The 21,700-nt window shown below is 68.3% G+C and carries 19 protein-coding genes; 11 read left to right on the top strand and 8 right to left on the bottom strand.

Translation table 11 applies throughout. From position 1 onward, the window contains the following. Positions 1–8: 8 nt before the first annotated feature. Positions 9–650 carry an MOSC domain-containing protein gene (locus tag ABD255_RS29970; protein WP_344219909.1) on the top strand — a complete coding sequence of 214 codons (642 nt, stop codon included), beginning with the start codon at positions 9–11 and terminating at the stop codon, positions 648–650. Here the strand turns inward: ABD255_RS29970 and ABD255_RS29965 are convergent. Genes ABD255_RS29965 through kduI form a run of 3 tightly spaced genes read right to left on the bottom strand, consistent with a single transcriptional unit; the run spans position 647 to position 3,059 of the window. Further along, complete coding sequence (locus tag ABD255_RS29965) at positions 647–1,411, bottom strand: IclR family transcriptional regulator (protein WP_344219906.1); 765 nt, start codon at positions 1,409–1,411, stop codon at positions 647–649. The genes ABD255_RS29970 and ABD255_RS29965 overlap by 4 nt on opposite strands. An 11-nt stretch (positions 1,412–1,422) precedes the next feature. Continuing rightward, a complete protein-coding gene (locus ABD255_RS29960) occupies positions 1,423–2,223 on the bottom strand; it encodes an SDR family oxidoreductase (RefSeq protein WP_344219904.1) in 801 nt (266 codons plus the stop codon). Next, positions 2,220–3,059 (bottom strand): 5-dehydro-4-deoxy-D-glucuronate isomerase, encoded by an 840-nt coding sequence (kduI, locus tag ABD255_RS29955; protein WP_344219902.1) that lies wholly within the window; start codon positions 3,057–3,059, stop codon positions 2,220–2,222. The genes ABD255_RS29960 and kduI overlap by 4 nt, the downstream gene beginning before the upstream one ends. 169 nt (positions 3,060–3,228) lie before the next feature. Here kduI and ABD255_RS29950 point away from each other — a divergent pair, with 169 nt between their 5' ends. Then, complete coding sequence (locus ABD255_RS29950) at positions 3,229–4,743, top strand: sodium:solute symporter family protein (protein ID WP_344219900.1); 1,515 nt, start codon at positions 3,229–3,231, stop codon at positions 4,741–4,743. Between the two features lie 57 nt (positions 4,744–4,800). Further along, positions 4,801–4,986: a tautomerase family protein gene (locus tag ABD255_RS29945; RefSeq protein WP_132194310.1), complete on the top strand. Its 186-nt coding sequence runs from the start codon at positions 4,801–4,803 to the stop codon at positions 4,984–4,986. A gap of 63 nt (positions 4,987–5,049) precedes the next feature. Here ABD255_RS29945 and ABD255_RS29940 read toward each other — a convergent pair whose 3' ends face one another. After that, positions 5,050–5,697: a winged helix-turn-helix transcriptional regulator gene (locus ABD255_RS29940; RefSeq protein WP_344219898.1), complete on the bottom strand. Its 648-nt coding sequence runs from the start codon at positions 5,695–5,697 to the stop codon at positions 5,050–5,052. A gap of 104 nt (positions 5,698–5,801) precedes the next feature. On the opposite strand from ABD255_RS29940, the gene ABD255_RS29935 reads away from it, so the two are divergent. The 3 genes from ABD255_RS29935 to ABD255_RS29925 all read left to right on the top strand — a co-directional run bounded on the left by ABD255_RS29935 (position 5,802) and on the right by ABD255_RS29925 (position 9,322). Next, entirely contained in the window at positions 5,802–6,203 is a 402-nt protein-coding gene (locus tag ABD255_RS29935; RefSeq protein ID WP_344219896.1) for a tautomerase family protein, read from the top strand. A gap of 65 nt (positions 6,204–6,268) precedes the next feature. Further along, the gene (locus ABD255_RS29930) at positions 6,269–7,297 is read left to right on the top strand and encodes an aspartate-semialdehyde dehydrogenase (protein ID WP_344219894.1); all 1,029 of its coding nucleotides are present in this window, start codon (positions 6,269–6,271) and stop codon (positions 7,295–7,297) included. A 189-nt stretch (positions 7,298–7,486) separates the two neighbouring features. Continuing rightward, positions 7,487–9,322 (top strand): AMP-dependent synthetase/ligase, encoded by a 1,836-nt coding sequence (locus tag ABD255_RS29925; protein ID WP_344219892.1) that lies wholly within the window; start codon positions 7,487–7,489, stop codon positions 9,320–9,322. 93 nt (positions 9,323–9,415) lie between these two features. Here ABD255_RS29925 and ABD255_RS29920 read toward each other — a convergent pair whose 3' ends face one another. Continuing rightward, positions 9,416–10,255 carry a hypothetical protein gene (locus ABD255_RS29920; protein WP_344219890.1) on the bottom strand — a complete coding sequence of 280 codons (840 nt, stop codon included), beginning with the start codon at positions 10,253–10,255 and terminating at the stop codon, positions 9,416–9,418. A 351-nt stretch (positions 10,256–10,606) separates the two neighbouring features. Between ABD255_RS29920 and ABD255_RS29915 the strand changes: the two genes are divergently transcribed. The 4 genes from ABD255_RS29915 (at position 10,607) to ABD255_RS29900 (ending at position 16,700) form a co-directional block, all read left to right on the top strand. Continuing rightward, positions 10,607–12,877: a penicillin-binding protein gene (locus ABD255_RS29915; protein WP_344219888.1), complete on the top strand. Its 2,271-nt coding sequence runs from the start codon at positions 10,607–10,609 to the stop codon at positions 12,875–12,877. Between the two features lie 25 nt (positions 12,878–12,902). Next, a complete protein-coding gene (gene hemW, locus ABD255_RS29910) occupies positions 12,903–14,111 on the top strand; it encodes a radical SAM family heme chaperone HemW (protein WP_344219886.1) in 1,209 nt (402 codons plus the stop codon). Positions 14,112–14,297: 186 nt separating this feature from the next. After that, complete coding sequence (locus tag ABD255_RS29905) at positions 14,298–15,620, top strand: ABC transporter substrate-binding protein (protein ID WP_344219884.1); 1,323 nt, start codon at positions 14,298–14,300, stop codon at positions 15,618–15,620. 66 nt (positions 15,621–15,686) lie between these two features. Next, positions 15,687–16,700 (top strand): LacI family DNA-binding transcriptional regulator, encoded by a 1,014-nt coding sequence (locus tag ABD255_RS29900; RefSeq protein ID WP_344219881.1) that lies wholly within the window; start codon positions 15,687–15,689, stop codon positions 16,698–16,700. A 14-nt stretch (positions 16,701–16,714) separates the two neighbouring features. Here the strand turns inward: ABD255_RS29900 and ABD255_RS29895 are convergent, their stop codons facing one another. Both ABD255_RS29895 and ABD255_RS29890 read right to left on the bottom strand, forming a co-directional pair. Continuing rightward, on the bottom strand, positions 16,715–17,548 hold the full coding sequence (locus tag ABD255_RS29895) for a hypothetical protein (protein WP_344219879.1): 834 nt from the start codon (positions 17,546–17,548) through the stop codon (positions 16,715–16,717). Then, positions 17,541–18,185 (bottom strand): hypothetical protein, encoded by a 645-nt coding sequence (locus ABD255_RS29890; protein ID WP_344219877.1) that lies wholly within the window; start codon positions 18,183–18,185, stop codon positions 17,541–17,543. The genes ABD255_RS29895 and ABD255_RS29890 overlap by 8 nt, the downstream gene beginning before the upstream one ends. Before the next feature lie 70 nt (positions 18,186–18,255). On the opposite strand from ABD255_RS29890, the gene ABD255_RS29885 reads away from it, so the two are divergent. Further along, on the top strand, positions 18,256–20,838 hold the full coding sequence (locus ABD255_RS29885) for a DUF3376 domain-containing protein (protein ID WP_344219875.1): 2,583 nt from the start codon (positions 18,256–18,258) through the stop codon (positions 20,836–20,838). 9 nt (positions 20,839–20,847) lie between these two features. Here the strand turns inward: ABD255_RS29885 and ABD255_RS29880 are convergent, their stop codons facing one another. Continuing rightward, positions 20,848–21,672: a DUF3097 domain-containing protein gene (locus ABD255_RS29880; protein ID WP_344219873.1), complete on the bottom strand. Its 825-nt coding sequence runs from the start codon at positions 21,670–21,672 to the stop codon at positions 20,848–20,850. Positions 21,673–21,700: the final 28 nt, after the last annotated feature.

Below are 21,700 nucleotides of genomic sequence, written 5' to 3'. Positions count from 1 at the left end.
TGCCGGGTATGCGGGTGCTGACGGTGAACGTGGTCGAAGAACTGATTCCAGGGCCCAAGGAGACGGGCTGGACGGCGATCGACAAGCGGCCGCAGGCGGCACGAGTCGCGGTGGGGGAGCTCGGGCTGGCGGGCGACCGCGTGTGCGACACCAAGAACCACGGCGGGCCCGATCTGGCGCTCTACGCGTATGCGCAGGAGGACGCGGACTGGTGGGCGGGGGAGCTCGGGCGGGAGATTCCGTCAGGGTTGTTCGGCGAGAACCTGCGGACCGAGGGGCTCGATGTCACCAACGCCTTGATCGGGGAGATCTGGCGGATCGGTGACGAGGTCGAGGTGATGGTCCGGGCGCCGCGGATTCCCTGCATCACCTTCCAGGACCGGATGGGGATTCCGCAGTGGGTGAAGCGGTTTCACCAGGAGAACCGGCCGGGGGCGTATCTGAAGGTACTGAAGACCGGCACGGTGGGCGCGGGGGATCGGATCGAAGTACTGAGCCGGCCGGATCACGAGGTGACGATCGGCGTGATGTTCGAGGCCCAGGACTCGGCCCGGATGCGCGGCCTGCTCGACTCGGGAGCCGACGTGATGGACGAGTTGAGGGAGACGGCCGAGCGCATCGCCGCGCGGGACACTAGCTCAAGGGCTTAGCTCGCGGGCTCCAGGTAGCCGAGGGCGGCGGAGATCTTGCGGGCGGCCTCGATCGCGGCCGGTGCCATCAGGGCGACCTGGGCGATCGACTGCTCCAGCGACAGGGTGGAGATGCTGACCGCGGCGATCGCCGTCGCGGTGTGATCGTGGATGACCGCTGCGACGCAACGGATCCCGGGCTCGTTCTCCTCGTCGTCCAGCGCGTAGCCCCGAGAGCGCACCTGGGCGAGGTCGGCCTTGAGCGCGGCGGCCGTCGTGTGGGTGAGCGGAGTACGGGCGGGCAGGCCGGTTCGGGTGACGAGCGCGTCGATGGCTTCGTCGTCCTTCTCGGCGAGCAGCGCCTTGCCGATGCCCGTGCAGTGCAGCCAGAAGGCCTTGCCGACGCGCGAAGGCATCCGGTACGGCTTGGGCCCGTCGAGTCGCGCGACATAGATCGCCTCGTCGCCGTTCAGCAGGCCGACGTGCACCGTGCAGCGGGTCTGCGCGACCAGGTCGGCCAGTACCGGGCGGGCGACCGTCGCCAGGTCCACGTTGGTGAGCGCGTGCCCGGCGAGGCGCAGCGCCTTCGGGCCCGGGTGGTACGAGCCGTCCTCGGACTGGGCGACGAACTCATGCTCGACCAGGGACGCCATGATCCGGTGCACGGTCGATTTGGCCAGGCCGGTGGCCGTCACCACGTCGGTGAACCGGGAGTGCTCGAGGACGGCGTCGAGCACCATCAGCGTCTTGTCGATGGCCGAGGGCGAACTCATGTCGCTCATCCTGTCACCTCTTATCTCGCCAGCCAGCCACCGTCGACGGCGAGCACGTGTCCGTTGACGTAGTCCGAGGATGCCGAGGCCAGGAAGACCGCGGCCCCGACCAGGTCCTCCGGCCGGCCCCAGCGCCCAGCCGGGATCCGGTCGCGAATCGCCGCCTCGCGCTCGGCGTCCGCGCGCAGGTCGGTGGTGTTGTCCGTACTGATGTAACCGGGCGCGATCGCGTTCACCTGTACTCCGGACGATCCCCACTCGTTCGCCAGCGCCTTGGTCAGACCGGCGACGGCGTGTTTGCTCGCGGTGTAGGCGGGCACGGTGATGCCGCCCTGGAAGCTCAGCAGGGAAGCGATCGTGATGATCTTGCCCGCTCCGCGCTCGACCATGGCGGTGCCGATCGACCGGGTCAACGCCCAGGTGGAGTTCAGGTTCACGTCGATCACGTACTGCCAGTCGGCCGCCGTGGTCTCAGCGGCGGGCGCACGCCGGATGGTGCCGGCATTGTTCACCAGGATGTCGATCGCGCGGCCCGTCGCGGCCTGGGCAGCGACCACTGCGGCACCGGCAGCTTCGACCGCGGCCGGATCGGCGAAGTCCGCGGTGATCACCTGTGCCTCGCCGCCGCCGTTCAGCTTGATCGCTTCCAGCGTGTCCTCGAGGGCGGCGTCGCGCGCCATCAGGATCAGGTCGGCGCCGGCCGCGGCGAACCCGGCGGCGATCGCCGCCCCGATCCCGCGCCGCGCTCCCGTCACGAGGGCTGTCTTGCCCACGAGAGAGAAGCCCGGCTGGACGGTCTGCCCGGGTCGTGCGCGGGTCACCGCAGATCCGTCACGTTGACGCCGTCCATGTCGGTGAACGCCTGGTTCTCGCCGGCCATCGCCCAGACGAAGCTGTACGACGAGGTGCCGACGCCCGAGTGGATCGACCAGCTTGGCGAGATCACGGCCTGGCGATCCGCGACCAGCAGGTGCCGGGTCTCTTCGGGCTCGCCCAGGAGGTGGACGATCCGCTCCGACTCCGGCAGGCCGAAGTACAGGTAGCACTCGGTACGCCGGTCGTGGGTGTGCGCGGGCATCGTGTTCCAGGTGCTGCCGGCGTGCAGCGTGGTCACGCCGAGCACGATCTGGCAGCTCCGGACGCCGTCGGCATGAATGTACTGGTCGATGGTGCGGCGGTTCGCCGTCTGCTGGTCGCCGAGCTCGAGGCGGTTGCCCTCGCCCGGCTGGACCAGCGTGGTGGGGAAGTCGGTGTGCGCGGCCGCGGAGAAGAGGTAGAAGGCGGCGGCCTCGCCCTCGAAGACGACGTCGCGCGCGCCGCGTCCGGCGTACAGGCAGGCGCCGGTGGTCAGCTCGAACTTGGTGCCGTCAACCGTCACGGTGCCGGGCTCGCCGACGTTCACGATGCCGGCCTCGCGGCGCTCGAGGAAGAACTCGCTGCGCAGCTCCGGCCAGGTGCCCAGGGTCAGCGGGCCGCTGACCGGCCGGGCGCCGGCCAGCACGATCCGGTCGTGGTGGGTGAGCACGGCGGTGATCGAGTCGGGGCTGAACAGGTCGTCGACCAGGTACGTCCGGCGCAGCGCGGCGGTGTCGAACCCGGGCACCTGGTCGGGGTGGGTGGCGTGCCTGACCTGGAGAGCTTTCTGCGGCGAATTCACAGAACAAGGTTCTACTGAGTGGAACATCCTGTCAAACGTTGTCCGTGTCGTGGGCTGCGGAGCTGCAATCTGAGCGGCGCAGTGTTCCGCCTCTTGACACCTAGTTCTGACAGGTGGAACCTTCGGTCACATCTCCGCCCTGGAGGCCAAGCATGTTGGAGGACACCAGATGACCGCGCTCGACTGGACGGTGCTGGCCGGCTATTTCGTGCTGATGGTGGTGATCGGGCTGTGGTCCCGCACCAAGATCAAGACCGTCGTGGACTACTTCACGACCGGGGGCCGGATTCCCTGGTGGCTGTCCGGCATCTCCCACCACATGTCCGGCTACAGCGCGGTCATGTTCGTCGCGTTCGCGGCCGTCGCCTACAACTACGGCATCACCGTGTACGTCTGGTGGGCCGTGTCGATCGGCGTCGGGGTCGGGATCGGCGCGTTCGTGTTCGCCGCCCGGTGGAACCGGCTGCGGGCGAAACACGGCGTCGTCTCACCGCTGGAATACCTTGCCCAGCGCTACAACCTGCCGACCCAGCAGGTGCTCGCGTACTCCGGTGCCGCGCTGAAGGTGGTCGACATCGCGGCGAAGTGGGTCGCGATCGCAGTACTGCTGAACGGGTTCACCGGCGTGCCGATGCGCTGGGGCATCCTGCTCACCGGTGTCGTCACGATGCTCTACGCGACGCTTGGCGGCCTGTGGGCCGACGTACTCACCGACTTCGGCCAGTTCATCATCCAGGCCGCGGCCGGGATCGCGATGTTCGTCGGCGTGCTGACCCACCTGGACGGCATCCCGACGCTGTGGAGGATGTGGGACCAGTTGCCCGAGGGGCACGGTGACGCGCTGACCGGGCCGTACACGCCGGTCTTCCTGATCGCGTTCCTGTTCATCAAGACGTTCGAGTACAACGGCGGCATGTGGAATCTGGCCCAGCGCTACATGGCCGCGCCGTCCGGTTCCGAGGCCAAGCGGTCGGCGCTGCTGTCGTCGGTGCTCTGGCTGGTCTGGCCGCTGGTGCTGTTCATCCCGATGTGCGCCGCGCCGCTGCTGGTGCCGGACATCGGCAAGGCCGAGCAGTCGTACGTCGCGCTGTCGCAACTGCTGCTGCCGAGCGGGCTGATCGGTCTCGTGCTCGCCGGGTTCTTCTCGCACACGATGGCGATGGTGGCCTCGGACGCGAACGTGATCTCCTCCGTCATCACCCGCGACATCGGCCCGGTGCTGGTCCCGAGACTGCGCCGGCTGAGCGACGCCGGGATCCTGAAGTTCGCCCGGATCACCACCTTCACCTTCGTCACCCTGAGCATGCTGATCGCGATCATCACCGGCGGCCAGGGGGTGGTGCTGAAGATCGTCGTGGACCTGGTGGCCGCGACCATGGGCCCGATCTCGATCCCGTTGATGCTCGGCCTGCTGCCCTGGTTCCGGCGCTGCGGCGCGCGGGCGGCGATCGCCTCGTGGGCGGCTGGCCTGATCGTCTGGTCGGTGGTGAAGTGGGGTGCCGGTTCCACCGACACGACCCTGGTCGTCGCGTTGCCGCTGGCAACATCCTTGGTCGTGTACGTCGGCCTCGGGCTGCTGCTGCCCGAGCGTCGTCCCGAGGTCGACGAGTTGCTCGACTCGCTGAACACCGATCCCGACGAGACCGACGAGGTTCTCGCCCGTCGGGCAGCGGCGGTGAACTGATCCCCATTCTGGAACAATGTTCCACAATGCAGAACTGACATCTTCCTGAGGAGCCTCATGCCGAACATCACCGTCGAACTGCTCTCCGGTCGCACCCTCGACCAGCGCCGCGAGTTCGTCGCCGCCGTCACCGACTCCGCGATCGCCATCCTCGGCGCCAAGCGCGAGGCCGTCCGCATCGTGTTCCAGGAGATCGAGAAGTCCGACGTGGCCAACGGCGGGGTCCTCGTCTCCGACTCCTGATCCATCCCCGCCGCGCCGGCCCGGTTCCCTCTCCCGCCCCAGAGGAACCGGGCCGGCGCCGGTTCAGCTCCGTACGGCGTCGAAGAGCCGGTGGCCGGCCTGGTCGTCCCCGGTGATGGCGAGCCGGCCGTCCTTGATGGCCTTGGTGCGTGCCCGATCCGCGCCGAGGATGTCGTTCAGGGTGCCGGGATCCGTCTCGATGACCGTGTCGGGGCGTTCGCGCGGCTCCCCGCGGCTCACCTCGGCGAGCTGACCATCCGCGATCCGGATGGTGAAGCGGTACCGGCCGAGGCGCATCTCATAGGTGGCCGTCCATGGGTGTGCCGGCTGCGCGCCGAAAAAGCTGCGCAGCCGGATCATGGCCGAGTCCGCACCCACCGGGTCCCCGGACGGCTCCGGCGCATCGGCTCCCCAGCGTCCCAGCGCGACGACGATGCCATCCAGCCGCGCGCCCCACTCGGTCAGCTCGTACACCTGTGAGCTCGCCGGTGGGGGGAGGGTGCGACGCAGTACGACGCCGCCGCTCTCCAGATCCCGCAATCGCTGGGCCAGCACCTTGGAGCCCGCGCCGGGCAGCCCGTCCTGCAGATCCGTGAAGCGTTTCGCGCCCAGCAGGAGCTCTCGCACGATCAGCAGGGCCCATCGCTCGCCCACATAGTCGAGCGCGGTCGCGATCGCGCATCCATCACCGTACCGACGGTTGGTCGCCATGGTTTCCATCCTACTGCGACTACTTCCTATCGACATGCTCTCTGCTCTCTGATAGAAAGTAAGAAGTTTCTAAAAGAAAGTACAACCGATCGAAGGAGAAGGACATGCCCGTTGGATATCTCGACGTCCCCACCGGCCTCGAACTCGGCAAGAAGAGGGAACTGGTGAAGGGGATCTACGACGCCGTGTACGAGGTGTTCCCGTTCCCGGACGACACGCGGATCTTCCTGCACGAATGGCCGCACGACAGCGTGAGCCAGAACGGGGCCCTCGGCTCCGAACCGGCTAGGCCTGTGCTGGTCCTGCACGTCCCGAAGGGAGTCGATGGGGAGGCCAAGCGCAAGATGCTGCGAGGGATCAACGCGGCGGTCGCCGACGCCTACCACTTGCCGGACTTCGTCACGTTCCTCGTCGAGTACCCGCTCGACCTGGTCGCGGTCGACGGCGGCATCCTCGCGGACGACCAGCAGCGGGTCGAAGAGCAAACGGCGGTGTACGGGCGGTAGTGACCGGCTGCCCGCGCTGTGGACGAGTGCGGAACGAGGCGGGTCCCTTCTACTAGGCTCCTTCCATGCGAGTAGGAGTTTTCGGGGCCACAGGTCAGGTCGGTGGCGTGATGCGCCAGTTGCTGGTGGAGCGGGAGTTTCCGGTCGATGAGATCCGGTACTTCGCGTCGGCGCGCTCGGCGGGGAGTCAACTGCCGTTCGGCGACGAGAAGGTCACCGTCGAGGACTCGGCGACGGCCGACTTCAAGGGACTCGACCTGGCCTTGTTCTCCAACGGGAAGACGGCGTCCAAGGAGTTCGCGCCGAAGGTCGCCGCTGCCGGCGCGGTCGTGGTGGACAACTCCTCCGGCTGGCGGATGGACCCCGAGGTGCCGTTGGTGGTCGCCGAGGTCAACCCGGATGACCTGACCAACCTCCCCAAGGGCATCGTCGCGAACCCGAACTGCACCACGATGGCCGCGATGCCGGTGCTCGCTCCGCTCCACCGGGAAGCGCGGCTGACCCGCCTCATCGTCTCGACGTACCAGGCTGTCTCCGGTTCCGGAGGAGTCGGCGTCCAGGAGCTCGAGGACCAGACCAGGTCGCTGATCGAAGGCGCCGGCCGGCTCGCGCAGGGGACCGACGGGATCACCCTGCCGCAGCCGCAGGTGTACGCCGGTCCGATCGCCTTCAACGTGCTCCCGCTGGCCGGGTCGATCGTTGCCGACGGCACCGGTGAGACCGACGAGGAGCAGAAGCTCCGCAACGAGAGCCGCAAGATCCTGCACCTGCCGGATCTCGCGGTCGCCGGGACCTGCGTCCGCGTGCCCGTCTTCACCGGTCACTCGCTGAGCATCCACGCCGAGTTCGCGGACCCGATCACGCCGGAGCGGGCCACGGAGTTGCTCGCTCAGGCGCCCGGTGTCGAGCTCGCCGACCTCCCGACCCCGCTGTACGCCGCCGGCAACGACCCGTCGTACGTCGGCCGGATCCGTCAGGACCAGTCGGTGCCGGGCAACCGCGGGCTCGTCCTGTTCGTCTCCAACGACAACCTCCGCAAGGGAGCCGCTCTCAACGCGGTCCAGATCGCGGAGCTCCTGCAGCAGCGCCGCTGAAGCCGGCCGGTCGCCGGGACCGGGTGAGCCGACGGGGGAGTAGAACGGACAGTGAGGCTAGTGCGACCGACTGTGCGCGCCTGTTGCGGAAACGTGATCGACCTGGTGCGGACGGGCTGGCGAAGGGCATAGTCAGCGCTGTCTCGTTCCATTACCGTTCGGTTACTTGACCCCTCGTGGAGGCCAGACATGAAGCCCGTTGCCGACGGTCCCCAGCTCGCGTTGCTCAGCAACCGCAAGGAACACCTCGCCCAGATGTTCCTCGACCGCGTCGCCGCGACGCCTGACCGGGAAGCCTTCCGGCACCCGGCCGGCGACGGCTGGCAGTCGGTCAGCTGGCGGCAGACCGATGACCTTGTACGCCGCCGCGCGGCCGGCCTGATCGCTCTCGGCGTGCAGCCGGAGCAGCGGGTCGGCATCGCCGCGAGCACCCGGATCGAGTGGGTCCAGTGCTATCTGGCCGGCGTGCTCGCCGCCGCCGCGACCACCACGATCTACCCGACCACGATGGCCGCGGACGTCGCGTACATCGTCGCGGACGCCGAAGTACAGGTGGTGTTCGCCGAGGACGCCAGCCAGGTCGACAAGTTGCGTGAGCACAAGTCGGACATCGGGTCGGTGCGGAAGGTCGTGCTGATCGACGGTGAGCCGGAGGAGCGCGACGGCGACTGGGTGATGAGCCTGGCCGCGCTGGACGAACTCGGCGCCAAGCAGTTGGACGACAACCCGCAGGCGGTCGACGAGCGGATCGCGCAGGTTCTGCCCGAGCACCTGTGCACCCTCGTCTACACCTCGGGTACGACCGGCCGGCCGAAGGGTGTGCGGCTGCCGCACTCGGTGTGGACGTACGAAGGCGCCGCGGTGGAAGGGATCCGGGTGCTCAGCCCGGACGACCTGCAGTTGCTGTGGCTGCCGCTGTCGCACGTGTTCGGCCAGGTGCTGCTCGCGGTGCAGTTCCAGATCGGCTTCGCGACGGCGATCGACGGCCGGGTCGACAAGATCGTGGAGAACGCCGGTGTCGTACAGCCGACCTTCATGGCCGCCGCGCCCCGCGTCTTCGAGAAGGCGCACGGCCGGATCGTGACGATGATGGAGGCCGAGGGCGGGGTCAAGGCGAAGCTGTTCCACTGGGCGTTCGGGGTCGGCGCCAAGGTGTCGAAGCTGCGGCAGGAGGGCAAGGAGCCGGGCGGAGCGCTGGCGGCGCAGTACACGCTGGCCGACAAGCTCGTACTCTCGAAGATCCGCGCCCGCTTCGGTGGGCGGATCCGGTTCTTCGTGTCCGGGTCGGCCGCGCTGGACAAGCGGCTGGCGGAGTGGTTCCACGCTGCCGGGCTGCTGATCCTCGAGGGCTACGGCCTGTCCGAGACCGCCGCCGGATCGACGCTGAACCGGCCGGACCACTACCGCCTGGGCAGCGTCGGGCCGGCCTTCCCGGCGGCCGAGTTCAAGATCGCCGAGGACGGCGAGATCCTGATCAAGGGTCCCGGCGTGATGAGCGGCTACCACAACCTGCCCGACCAGACCGCCGAGGTGATCGACGCCGACGGCTGGTTCCACACCGGCGACATCGGGCACTTCGAGGATGAGTACCTCTTCATCACCGACCGGAAGAAGGACCTGTTCAAAACCTCCGGCGGCAAGTACGTCGCGCCGCAGGTGATCGAGGGCCGCTTCAAGATGATCTGCCCGTACGCGAGCCAGTTCCTCGTACACGGTTCGCAACGGAACTTCGTCTCTGCTCTGGTGACGCTGGACCCGGAGGCGATCCAGGGCTGGGCCGAGCAGAACGACCTGGGCGGGAAGTCGTACGCGGAGATCGTGACGTCGGACGCGGCGCGGAAGCTGGTCCAGGGTTATGTGGACGAGCTGAACGCCGGGCTGAACCGCTGGGAAACCATCAAGAAGTTCACCATTCTCGACCGGGATCTCACGGTCGAGGGCGGCGAGATGACCCCCAGCCTGAAGCTCAAGCGCAAGTACGTGGAGACAACGTACGGCGACCTCCTGGACAAGATGTACGACTAGTACTTCTTGGCGCGGGCTCCTGCGTCGCTCGCTTGTGAAACCAGGCGGCGCGGGAGCCGAAGTGCGTTGGTTGGGCGAGCGTGGTTCAGTGCCTCAACTGAGCACAGCGCGGATGAACTTGGTGGTTTCCAGCAGCCTTGGGGTTTTCTCCAGCAGGCCCAAGACCTTCGTTCCTGTTCGTTGGGTGGCCTTTTCGTTGTTGCCCAGGAGGGTTTTGTAGCTGGAGCGGCAGGATGATGTTGTCCCGAGGACCTTGGTGTAGAGGTCGAGACCCTGGAGTTGGGGGTCGGCCTGGAGGAGTTGGAAGGTGCCTTCGGCGCAGGTTTGTAGCGTGGCGGCGGTTCGTCGGTGAGCCAGGCTGAAGCGGGAGGACAGTTCGTCGGCTAGTTCCTTCACCAGGAAGTACTCGGCGCTGGAAGTCTTGTCTCTTAGGTAGCGCACACTGGCGAGTGCGCTCACATCGCCAGTGAGAGCGCAGACCGCCCACTGCGGCGGCACGATGTAGACCTGGTCCCACGGAATGCCGCCCGGCAGGCCGGGTACGGACTGGATCATGCCGCTGTTGGCGACTGCCTGGAGGGCGGCTTGCGACGCGGGGTCGGTCGGGTTGACATGGGCAGGCGCTCGGCTCAGCCGCGTCGTGCGGTTCTCGTCCGGGATCACGATGACCGAGAGACTCCCGGTGTTCTTGAGCAGGAGTGACGTTCTGGTGCTGTCCGTACTGCGGGCCAGCGTGACGCCTTCCAGGTCGGTGGCGGGTGAGAGTTGCTCGGTGGAGTTCAAGCAACTGGAAGCCGGCACCGGGCCGTAGGTGGGGGTTTCGACCGACGGTACGCCGCCGGTGGTGCGGGTTGACGGCGGATCGGTGTCGGAGCGGCCCGCGCCCGTGGTTTCTCCGCAGTTGGCAGCGAGCAGTGAGAGCAGGCAGATCACCGCAAACCCTCGCGCGAATCGTCGGGCCCTCCCGCGACAGGACCTAGCCACTCGAGCCTTCATTTCCTGGCAGCCCGGGGGAGATCGCGGTCGGCGCGCGCGACCTCGGCCGCCGGCGCGCCGGGCGGGCCGGCCTCGGATTCGTCTCCAGCCCCAGTGCCAGAAGGCGTGTCGATATCACTGCTCCGCAGCATCTTTCATTCCCCCCACTATTTTGTTCACCCTCCGTGAGGTCGAGAGTCCCTCCGTCCCTCACGCTCTGTCAACAGCGTGGCTGAACGGTGGGGCGCAGGGTCCTCGCGGCTTGCCAACGGACCTGAGCGAAGACCTCGATCGGCGTACCGTGGAAATATGCGTACAACGGGGAATGGCGTTCGTACGAAGATCGGGGCGTTGAACAAGTTCCTCGCCGTGAGCGTGCTGTCCGGTGCGCTCGCGGCCGGCCTGGTGATCCCGTTCACCGGCCTGGCCGAACTCGGCACCGAGAAGGTGGCCGAGTCGGTGGACAACCTGCCGCAGGAGTTGAAGACCGATCCGGTGGCCGTGCGCAGCCGGATCTTCGCCGGCGACGGCACGCTCATCGCCACCATGTTCGAGCAGCACCGTGTGCCGGTCCGGCTGAGTCAGGTCAGCCAGATCATGCGGCAGGCGATGGTGGCGATCGAGGACTCGCGGTTCTACTCGCACGGCGCGCTGGACGCCAAGGGCACGCTGCGCGCGCTGGTCCGAAACCAGACCGGCGGCGAGGTGCAGCAGGGTGGTTCGAGCATCACCCAGCAGTACGTGAAGATGAGCCTGGTCGAGAAGGCCCGGACGGCTGAGGAGCGCCACGCGGCCACGGCGGTGACGTACCAGCGCAAGCTGACGGAGTTGCGGTACGCGGTCGCCCTGGAGAAGGAGTTGTCCAAGGACGAGATCCTCGAGCGGTATCTGAACCTGGCGAACTTCGGCGACGGCGCGTACGGCGTACAGGCTGCTGCTGGGCACTACTTCAGGACCAAGGCCAAGGACCTCACGCTGCCGCAGGCCGCACTACTGGCCGGCTTGGTGAAGAACCCGACCGGCTACGACCCGACGAACAACCTCAAGCGCGCCCAGGACCGCCGCAACGTGGTGATCCGCCGGATGCTCGAGCTCGGGGTGATCTCGCTGGCACAGGCCAACAGCGCGCTCAGGACCCCGGTGATCGACCTGGCGAAGGTCCGGAAGGTCCCGAACGGCTGTGCCGGATCCCGCTACCCCTTCTACTGCGAGTACGTCGTCTCCATGCTGCTGGACAACCCGGCCCTGGGCCGGAGCGTGAAGGACCGGGAGCACTACCTGAAGACCGGCGGCCTCACCGTGCTGACGTCGATCGACCCCAGGATCCAGGCCGCCGCCCAGGCCTCGATCGACGAGCACACCAAGTCCGGCGACAGCGCCATCGCCGCGATCACCGTCGTCGAGCCCGGCACCGGCGTGGTGAAGGCGATGGTGCAGAGCAGGACGTACGGCAAGGGCCGGAACGAGACGGCGTACAACTACAACGTCGAGAAGTCGTACGCCGGGGGCTACGGCGGATTCCAGAACGGCTCGACGATGAAGGCGTTCGTGCTCGCGGCGGCGATCCAGAAGGGCCTGCCGCTGGACTACCGGATCAACTCGCCGGCGCAGATCGACCTGAGCGGGAAGAAGTTCACCACCTGTACGGGGACGACGCGGGATCCGGACTATCGGCCGCAGAACTCGACCAAGAGCGGCAACCTGACCATGATCGAGGCGGCGAAGGCCTCGACGAACACCTATTTCCTGCAGCTTTCCCAGCGCACGGGGCTGTGCGCGCCGGCCACCATCGCCGCCGACCTGGGCATGCAGAACGCGCAGACCCTGCAGCCGCTCGACCAGGTGGTCTCCTTCACCCTGGGCGTCGGCTACGTGACGCCGCTGATGCTGTCGAACGCCTACGCGACCTTCGCGGCCCGCGGCAAGTACTGCCGGCCCTTCCTCATCACCTCGGTGCTCGACAAGTCGGCCAAGCCGGTCAAGATCCCGGGTCCCCTGTGCCGCCAGGCCATCGCGCCCGAGGTGGCCGACGGCGTGAACCGGGTGCTGAGCGCCGTGATGGAACCGGGCGGCACCGGCGGACGGCTCAACTTCGGCAACTGGGACCTGGCCGGCAAGACCGGAACCATCCAGGACAACCGTGCCGTCTGGTACGCGGGCTACGCCCCGAACCTCGCGGCCGCGGCCGTGGTGGCCGACGCGAACCTGCCGTACACGAACCTCATGCACCGCCACACCCTGGACGGCCGCGACATCGCCGATCCCACCGGTTCGGGTACCGCGGGCCCGCTGTGGCAGACCGCGATGCAGGGCGCGCTGAAAGGCATGCCGCTGCGCCGGTTCGTGGCCCCGAACCCCCGCATCGTCAAGGGCGCCGTGAAGGAACTTCCGCCGGTCAACGGGATGCGGCCGGACGAGGCCACCAACGTACTGCGGAGGGCCGGCTTCGAGGTCACCGTGGCCGACGAGCGGGTGGACTCCCCGGAAACCGAAGGCACCGTGGCCTACACCGACCCGAGAAGCCGCGACGGCGCCGCCGAGGGCTCGCTGATCACCCTGCACCTGTCCGGCGGGGACTAGCTTTCCCTGCACGTACGATGGACAGGTGCCATCGACACTGCCCGAGGGGGAGGTTGCGCCCCGGGACGGGTCGCTGCCGGAGCCGGCCGTCCACGAGGCCGCCGCGCGTCCGTTCGGGTTCTACCTGCACGTGCCTTTCTGCGCGGCCCGCTGCGGCTACTGCGACTTCAACACCTACACCGCCAAGGAACTCGGCGGCGGCGGATCACAGGCGTCGTACGCCGAGACGGCGGTAGCGGAGGTCCGGCTGGCCCGGCGGGTGCTGGGTGACCTGGACCGGCCGGTCGACACGGTGTTCTTCGGTGGCGGCACCCCGACCCTGCTCCCGGCGGATGACCTCGGGCGGATGCTGGCCGCAGTACGGGATGAGTTCGGGTTGGCGCCGGACGCGGAGGTGACGACGGAGGCGAATCCGGAGTCCGTGGATCCGGCGTATCTGGAGACGATCCGGGCGGCCGGCTTCAACCGGGTCTCGTTCGGGATGCAGAGTGCGACACCGCACGTGCTGCAGATCCTGGACCGTAAGCACACTCCGGGCCGCGCCCTGGAGGCGGCGAAGGAGGCCACCGCCGCCGGGTTCGAGCACGTCAACCTGGACCTGATCTACGGCACGCCCGGCGAGTCGCTGGAGGACTGGCGCGTCTCATTGGAGTCGGCCTTGTCGGCGGAACCGGACCACGTCAGCGCCTACGCGTTGATCGTTGAAGACGGCACCCAACTGGCCCGGCGGGTCCGCCGCGGCGAACTCCCGATGCCGGATGACGACGACCTGGCCGACAAGTACCTGCTGGCCGACGACCTGCTGACCAGCGCGGGCCTCGGTTGGTACGAGGTCTCCAACTGGGCCCATACTGCGGACGCCCGCTGCCGGCACAACGAGCTCTACTGGCGCGGTGACACCTGGTGGGGCATCGGCCCCGGCGCGCACAGTCACGTCGGCGGCGTGCGCTGGTGGAACGTGAAGCACCCGAGCGCGTACGCCGACCGCCTGGCCGCGGGGGACAGCCCGGCGTACGCGCGGGAGACTCTCGACGAGGAGACCCGCCGGGTGGAGCGGGTGCTGCTCGAGATCCGACTGTCCGCCGGACTCCCGCTCGACGTACTCGACGAACCCGGCCAGGCCGCCGCCAAATTGGCCGTCGCCGACGGCCTCCTGGTCGAGACGGACCGGCTGGTCCTGACCACCCGCGGGCGGCTTCTCGCCGACGCCGTGGTGCGCGATCTTCTGCCCTGAAATCGGCGATCCGTGACCGCCGTGAATCACACGGTGACATTCACGACGGCTATGTACTGACCAAGTGACGGTCGTATCTCAGCGTAACGATGTGGCGCTTGACACACTCCGTCATAACGCCCGAAACTCAGCACACTTTCTAAAAATGGAGCGCTCTCAACCCGTCCTGTATCAGGGAGCATTCGAATGCGGCCCAGTGCCCGCCCACGTTTTGCTGTCGTCGCTTTGGCCTGCAGCCTCACCCTGCTGGTCTCCGCCTGTGGCGGGAGCGACCCGTCGGCCTCGACCGAGTCCGGCACCGGCGACGGCCCGAGGGTCGAACTGACCATCGCGACCTTCAACGAGTTCGGCTACGGCGACCTGTACCAGGAGTACGAGGCCGCCCATCCCAACGTCAAGATCACCGAGCGCCGGGCGAAGACCGTCGACGAACACATCAAGAACCTCGACACCAACCTGGCCGCCGGTTCGGGCCTGGCCGACATCGAGGCGATGGAGGTCAGCTGGATCTACAACTACCTGGCCAAGGCGGACAAGTTCGTCGACCTGCGCCAGTACGGCGCCGACGACCTGAAGGAACGCTGGCTCGACTGGAAGGTGGCCGGCGCCACCACCGGCGACGGCAAGATCATCGGCTACGGCACCGACATCGGCCCCGAGGCGATCTGCTACCGCAAGGACCTGTTCGCCAAGGCCGGCCTGCCGACCGACCGGGCCGAGGTCGCCAAGCTGTTCCCGGACTGGTCCTCGTACTTCGCCACCGGCCGCAGGTTCAAGCAGAAAGTCCCGAACAGCGCCTGGTACGACTCCGCGGTGCTCACCTGGGAAGCGATGCGCAACCAGTTGATCCAGGCCTACTACTCCAACCAGGACCGCTACCTCGGCGCCGAGAACCCGCTGCTGAAGAGGACCTGGGACCAGATCGTGAAGGGCAGCCAGGACGGTCTGTCCGCGAAGCTCCCGGCCTGGAGTCCGGCGTGGACGAAGGCGTTCCGCACCGACAAGTTCGCGACGATGGCCTGCCCCGGCTGGCTGCTGGGCGTCATCCAGGACAACGCCGGCAGCTTCGGCAAGGGCAAGTGGGACGTCGCCAACGTGTTCCCCGGCGGCGGTGGCAACTGGGGCGGTTCGTACCTGACCGTGCCGATGCAGTCGCAGCAGCCGGAGGAGGCCGCGAAGCTGGCCGCCTGGCTGACCGCGCCCGAGCAGCAGATCAAGGTGTTCCGCAAGGTCGGCTCGTTCCCGTCCACGGTCGACGCCTACGACGCGCCGCAGGTGAAGAGTCAGGTCAACGAGTACTTCAACAAGGCACCGGTCGGCCGGATCTTCATCGACCGCGCCAAGAACGTGATCCTCAAGCAGCACAAGGGTCCCCGCGACGGCGAGATCAACCAGGTGTTCACCCAGGCCCTGGCCCGGGTGGACGAAGGCAAGCAGACGCCGGACGACGCCTGGCAGCAGGCTTTGCGGGAAGCCGAGAAAGCGGCCAACACTCGCAGGGGCGGCTAACCGGCGCGCGGAGCCCCGAAGTACTACGGTGTGAACGTCATAATCAGCCGGGGAGGTCCGTTGTCGATGCAGAGGCAAGACAGTGGATCCCCGACCCTGGAGCAGGTCGCCGCCCTCGCGGGGGTCTCGCGGGCCACCGTGTCGCGGGTGGTGAACGGTTCGCCGAAGGTGCTGCCGGACACGGTCGCCGCGGTCGAACGGGCCATCGGTGAGCTCGGCTACGTGCCGAACCGGGCCGCCCGGGCGCTGGTGACGCGCCGGACGGACTCGGTCGCCCTGGTCGTCCCGGAGCCGGACAGCCGGGTCTTCTCGGACCCGTTCTTCGCCGGCATCCTGCGCGGCGTGAGCATGACGCTGGCGCCGACCTCGTCGCAACTGGTGCTGCTGATCGAGCCGGCCGAGGGCGACGACCAGCGATTGTTGCGGTACCTGCGCGGCGGTCACGTCGACGGCGCGATCATCGTCAGCCACCACGGCCGCGACAACGTGCTGCAGGAGTTGGCCCAACTGCCGCTGCCGATCGTCTTCAGCGCCCGCCCGCTCGGCGTCGAGGTACCGGTCGCGAGCGTCGACGTCGACAACGTGGCCGGGGCCCGGACCGCGGTCGAGTACCTGTTGTCCATCGGGCGTCGCAAGATCGGCACCGTCGCCGGTCCGCTGGACATGACGGCCGGGCTGGATCGCCTGACCGGCTATCAGCAGGTCGCCGCCGAGGCCGGCCTGACCGAGGCCGTTGCCTACGGCGACTTCACCGCGGACGGCGGTGAGCAGGCCGCGCTGCGGCTGCTCGATGAGCACCCGGACCTCGACGGTCTGTTCGTCGCGAGCGACCTGATGGCGACGGCGGCCCTGCGGGTGCTGTCCCAGCTCGGCCGGCGGGTTCCGGACGACGTCGCCGTGGTCGGGTTCGACGACTCGGTGGTCGCGACCACGACGACCCCGAAGCTCACCACGGTCCGGCAGCCGGTGGAGAAGCTGGGCGCGCGGTTGGCGGAGATCATGCTCGCCAAGATCGGCGGCGCCGACCTGACCAGCCCGGAGATCTATGACACCGAACTGATCATCCGCGGCTCGGCCTAGGGCTAGGGCTAGAGCTAGGGCGGGTCGTTCTGGAACTGGAACTGCACCCGGATCGAGCCGTCCAGCGGGAGGACGAGCGTCGTGTTCGAGGCATTCCAGTTCTGCGGGACCAGGAAGAGCCGGTTCTGCCCGACGACGAGCAGCCGGAGTCCGCGGTACCGGTAGTTGAACGTCTGCCCGGCTCCCGCTCGCAGCGTAGTCTCCTCGATCCCAGGGGAGCGCAGTTGCAGCCTCTCCTTGGTGTCGAGGATGACCACCGGGAACTGGCTCAGGTCCGCCGCGTGCGACTTGGCCAGTCCGCGGCCGGAGTACTGGGCGGTGGTCGCGGTCGCCCAGAACGCGCAGGTCGTGGTGACGACCGCGAGCAGCCCGATCAGCACGTACTGCGGGGCGAGCTTCCGCAGCTTGCGGTCGGCGTACGAGAGATACGCCAGTGCCGCCGCGGCCAGGCCGATCACCAGCGGGACGAACAGGGCGTAGTACGGGAGGTCGCCGAGGAACGGGTAGCCGATCAGCGCGAGCACACCCAGGAGCAGGAACACGACCGCGACGACCTTGGCGCGGCGTACTCCGGTCGCCGTGAGCGGGACCGCGTTGTGCAGCAGGAGTCCGGCCACCGCGATCAAGGTCATCACCAGCAAGGGGACGAGCAGCGGCTGCGGGCTGCGCATCACGTAGTCCCGGGTGCTCAGGCCGATCGTGTCGACGTCGATCCCGAAGTACTCGTACTCCGACCGCGCCGAGACGTAGCCGAAGTAGAACAGCAACCCGCTGATCAGCGTGACGGGTGCGACGATGCCGGCGGCGAAACTCACCCAGCGCTCGGCCTGGGAGCGTTCGTCAGCCACTCGGGGGGCCTGGTCTGAAGGAGATCTGGCTGCCGGATTTGTCCCCCTCCAGGCTCTTGCAGTCCTCCTCGGTCGCACAGGTCGCCGAGACCGGCATGATCAGCTGGATCGTGGTGTCGCTGTTCGCGACCTGGCGGACGCCGACGTAACAGGCATTGAAGTTGCCCCCTTGCCACTGCACCGACGGGCAGGGCCGGAGCTCCTCGGCGCAGGCGGACTGGTTCAGCTCGAAGACGCCGCCCGGTTCGAGGTGTGGCGTGCCGATGCTGATGATGGTGCCGTCCGGGATCGGGTTGGTGCCGAGCCAGTTCACCTCGGCGCACTGGTTGGCGCCGTCGGCCTGGACGTTGCCGCCGATCGGTGCCGAGGCGAGCTCGATCGACGGCCGGCGCAGGGTGGACTGGGTTTCCTCGGGCTCGGTCGGTTCGACCGGCGGCTCGCTGTCCGAGCCGGCCGGCAGGCTCTCCGACGCGACTCCCGGGTCGGTCCCGGCGCCGTCGGTATCGGTGCATCCGATCATCAGCACCAGCAGGCAGGCCGATGCCGCGGTGCGCCACAGGTTCATGACGACCACCCCCGCCTTCAGGATGAACTCGTGCGCAGCCCGCGACAACAGTTCGGGTACCTCTTTGTTCACTCTCCGCTGCGATGGCTGTCAATGCCGGTCACGATCGTGGTATCAGTACGGGGTGACTAGTGGGGGAAACATGACTGATCACGAGATCCGGATCGCGTTGGTTCTCAACGGGGGCGTCAGTCTGGCGGTCTGGATGGGCGGTGTCACGCATGAGCTCGACCTGATCCGCCGCGCCTCCGGAGCCAGTACCGAGCCGGCCGCGCAGCCGTACGACGAGGTGCTCGCCGGCCGGTGGCGCGAACTGTGCCACCGCGACGGCGAACAGCGGCGGGTGGTCGTCGACGTGATCGCCGGCACCAGTGCGGGCGGGCTGAACGGATCGTTGCTCGCGACAGCGATCTCGCACGGCTCGACCCTCGATCCCGACGGCGACGGCGGGCCGTGGTTGCGGCAGCGCTGGGTCGGGCTCGGCTCGCTCGAGGTCGGCAAGTTGGTGCCGGCCGTCGGGGTCGCGTCCAGTTCGGTGCTCGACGGCAAGTACTTCCTGAAAGAGCTGAAGAACCTGCTCGACGGTGTCGCCGATGCGGGCAAGCCGAACGACGCGGAGCCGGTGACGTTGTTCGTGACCGCCTCGGGGCTGGGGGTCCAGCAGTTCGAGGCGAAGGACGCGGCCGGGCAGCGGTTCGTCGTACCGGATCATCGGTATCTGTTCTGCTTCACCAGCGAGACCGCCGCGAGCTACGACGGCAAGCACCGGACCTTCTCGTTCACCGAGAAGAACGGGCTGAAGGACACCAACCTGCTGGCCCGGGCAGCACGCGCGTCCGCCTCGTTCCCGGCCGCGTTCGGGCCGGTGCTGGAGACGCCGAAGCTCGCGGCGACGCCGCCGCGGATGCAGCCCGGTGCGTATCAGGCGGACTCCGGCGCCTGGCTGGTGGACGGCGGCGTACTCGACAACGCGCCGTTCGGGCCGGTGCTCGACGTCGTCGCGCGGCGGCCGGTGACGGGCCGCGCGAGCCGGTACGTGCTGTACGTCGTACCGTCGGCCGGCATCGGGTCGGCCGCGACCCGGCTGGTGGACGCGACCGAACCGAACTGGCGGGTGGCGGCGCTGTCGGCCGTGCAGTTCCCGCGCGAGGTGGACTTCCGGTCCGACGTGGAACAACTCGAGCGGTTGCTGCTCGAGGCCGACGCGTCCTGGTCGGACTCGCAGCGGCTCTTCGATCGTTGTATCGAGCAACCAGACGAGCGGGACCGGTTGCGGAAGGCGGCCGAACTGCTGCAACCGGCGTACTCGCGGGGCCGTGCGGCCGGTGGCGTCTGGGAGGCCGTGACGATCGCGACGCACGACCAGTCGACCGTGCTGGACGCGGCGACGGCGCTGTCGGAGTCGGAGATCGACGACGTCCTGGGCACCGACCACCCGTGGGTGCCCGGTCCGGACGGATCGACCGCGCCGGTGACGAAGGATGCCGCGGGCAACCCTGTCTGGGCCTGGGGCACCGGCGCCGCGGAGCGCGTAGTACGGCTGGTACTGCGGTCGTTGCGGACCAGGATCGACAGCGCGGAAGGTGACGTCCGCGTCGACCTGGAGCGGCGGCTGAAGGCGACCAGCGACAGCCTGCAGAAGGTGCTGGCGGTGCGGGACGCGCTGGCCGAGGAGCTTGCCGAGGCCGATCTCGACCTGCAGCCGGCCGGGGGAGCCGAGGCGGTCGCGGTCGGGCTGAACGACATCTTCGAGATGCTGCAGGTGCAGCGCGCGCTCGGCGACGAGTTCGCCGCGCTGATCGAGGTGGTCGGCATCGACGTGGTCGAGGCCGCGCTCGAGGTGGAGATCGTGTCGCGCTGCACGTCGGCGCGGACGCCGCAGCAGCGCAGCGCGCCGTTCCAGTTCCTCCGGCTCGGACCGGACATCCCGCTGACCTTGCTCGACGAACTGCCCGAGGGGTCGATCGCGAACGACCTCAAGGACCGGATCCTGTACGGCACCCAGGTCGGCCACTTCGGCGCCTTCGGGGCGGCGGACTGGCGGCGCTGGGACTGGCTGATGGGCCGGCTGCACTGCGTCGCCCACCTCGGCGCGATGCTCGGCGCCGACCCGGAGTGGGTCCGCGAGACCCAGCGTCAGGTGCTCGAGTCGGAGGACTGGAAGCTGGAGAAGGTCGCCGAGCGGGTGCAGCGGCTGGCCGAGGACTTCCCGGTGGACGCCGGGCTGGCCGCGCTGACGACGATGCGGGACGAGCTCAACACCAGCCGCGAAGGTGTCGCCACCACCAAGGGACTCGCCGACCGGATGGTCGACGTGTCGAGTGGGCTGAGCCCGGCGATCGGCAACTGGACGAAGGCGATGGCGGGCCGCAAGAGCAAGCCGGACTCATGGCTGTTGCAGGTCGCTCGCTGGATTACCGAGCCGGCCCGGTTCAGCCTGTGGCACCGGCTGGTGAAGAACGTCGAGCTGACTCCGGCGAAGCGCCCACTGATCTTCCAGCAGTGGCCGCCGCTGGCGCTGCTCGGCGCGGGCGTCCTGCTGCTGGTGGTGGCCGGCGTGGTCGACCTCGCCGCGGTCCGGATCATCGCGGCGCTGCTGGCCGGCCTGGTGCTGACCGTCGGCGCCTCGCTGTTCGTGATGTCGTGGTACGTCCGGCGTCAGCGCCGCCGGATCCGGGCCTGGATCGAGACGAAGATGCCGCCGATCAGTTCGGCGCGGAAGTAGCGCGCGCCGTCAGTCCATCGTCACGAAGTCGATGAGTTCCTCGACCCGGCCCAGCAGTTCCGGTTCCAGGTCGGCGAAGCTGCGCACCTTCGACAGGATGTGCTTCCAGGCCGCGGCCACGTCCGCCTGATCGGTGGCGGGCCAGCCGAAGGTCTGGAGCACGCCCTTCTTCCAGTCCTGCCCGTGCGGGATCTTCGGCCAGGCGGCGATCCCGAGCGACGACGGCTTGACCGCCTCCCAGATGTCGATGAACGGGTGGCCGACGACCAGTACGTGCCTGTTCGTCACCTGCGCCGCGATCTTCGACTCCTTGGACCCCTCGACCAGGTGATCCACCAGGACGCCGAGCCGCCGCCCCGGCCCCGGCTGGAACCGATTCACGATCGCCGGCAGATCGTCGACGCCTTCGAGGTACTCGACAACCACCCCTTCGATCCGCAGGTCGTCACCCCAGACCCGCTCGACCAACTCGGCGTCGTGCCGCCCTTCCACATAGATCCGGCTCGCCCGGGCAACCTGAGCCCGCACGTTGGAGACCGCGACGGAGCCAGACGCAGTACGGGTCTTCTTCACCGGCCCAGCCTTCTTCGGCGCGACCAGGTTGACCGGCTTCCCATCCACCCAGAACCCGGGCCCGAGCGGATACGTCTTGATCTTGCCGTGCCGATCCTCCAGATCGACGACGCCGTGCTCCCACCGGACCACGGCCCCGACGTACCCGGAACTGGGCTCCTCGACCACCAGCCCCTTCTCGATCACCAGATCGACGGTCCGCCCGTTCTTGGGCTTGCGCCAGTCACCCGAGAGCACGTCATTCCCATACCGGTCAGTCACCGCCCAACCGTATCCCGGGCCCTACTGC

Origin of the sequence: Kribbella sancticallisti (genome assembly GCF_039530625.1) — a bacterium.
Taxonomy (GTDB): domain Bacteria; phylum Actinomycetota; class Actinomycetes; order Propionibacteriales; family Kribbellaceae; genus Kribbella; species Kribbella sancticallisti.
Note: the sequence above shows the minus strand (reverse complement) of the source record. Positions and strands in the feature narration are given on the sequence as shown.

Bases quoted from the DNA above. Each gene is read 5' to 3' on its own strand.
- ABD255_RS29970 (WP_344219909.1), top strand. From the start codon at position 9: ATGCGGGTGCTGACGGTGAACGTGGTCGAAGAACTGATTCCAGGGCCC.
- ABD255_RS29965 (WP_344219906.1), bottom strand. From the start codon at position 1,411: ATGAGCGACATGAGTTCGCCCTCGGCCATCGACAAGACGCTGATGGTG.
- ABD255_RS29950 (WP_344219900.1), top strand. From the start codon at position 3,229: ATGACCGCGCTCGACTGGACGGTGCTGGCCGGCTATTTCGTGCTGATG.
- ABD255_RS29945 (WP_132194310.1), top strand. From the start codon at position 4,801: ATGCCGAACATCACCGTCGAACTGCTCTCCGGTCGCACCCTCGACCAG.
- ABD255_RS29940 (WP_344219898.1), bottom strand. From the start codon at position 5,697: ATGGCGACCAACCGTCGGTACGGTGATGGATGCGCGATCGCGACCGCG.
- ABD255_RS29935 (WP_344219896.1), top strand. From the start codon at position 5,802: ATGCCCGTTGGATATCTCGACGTCCCCACCGGCCTCGAACTCGGCAAG.
- ABD255_RS29930 (WP_344219894.1), top strand. From the start codon at position 6,269: ATGCGAGTAGGAGTTTTCGGGGCCACAGGTCAGGTCGGTGGCGTGATG.
- ABD255_RS29925 (WP_344219892.1), top strand. From the start codon at position 7,487: ATGAAGCCCGTTGCCGACGGTCCCCAGCTCGCGTTGCTCAGCAACCGC.
- ABD255_RS29915 (WP_344219888.1), top strand. From the start codon at position 10,607: ATGCGTACAACGGGGAATGGCGTTCGTACGAAGATCGGGGCGTTGAAC.
- ABD255_RS29905 (WP_344219884.1), top strand. From the start codon at position 14,298: ATGCGGCCCAGTGCCCGCCCACGTTTTGCTGTCGTCGCTTTGGCCTGC.
- ABD255_RS29900 (WP_344219881.1), top strand. From the start codon at position 15,687: ATGCAGAGGCAAGACAGTGGATCCCCGACCCTGGAGCAGGTCGCCGCC.
- ABD255_RS29885 (WP_344219875.1), top strand. From the start codon at position 18,256: ATGACTGATCACGAGATCCGGATCGCGTTGGTTCTCAACGGGGGCGTC.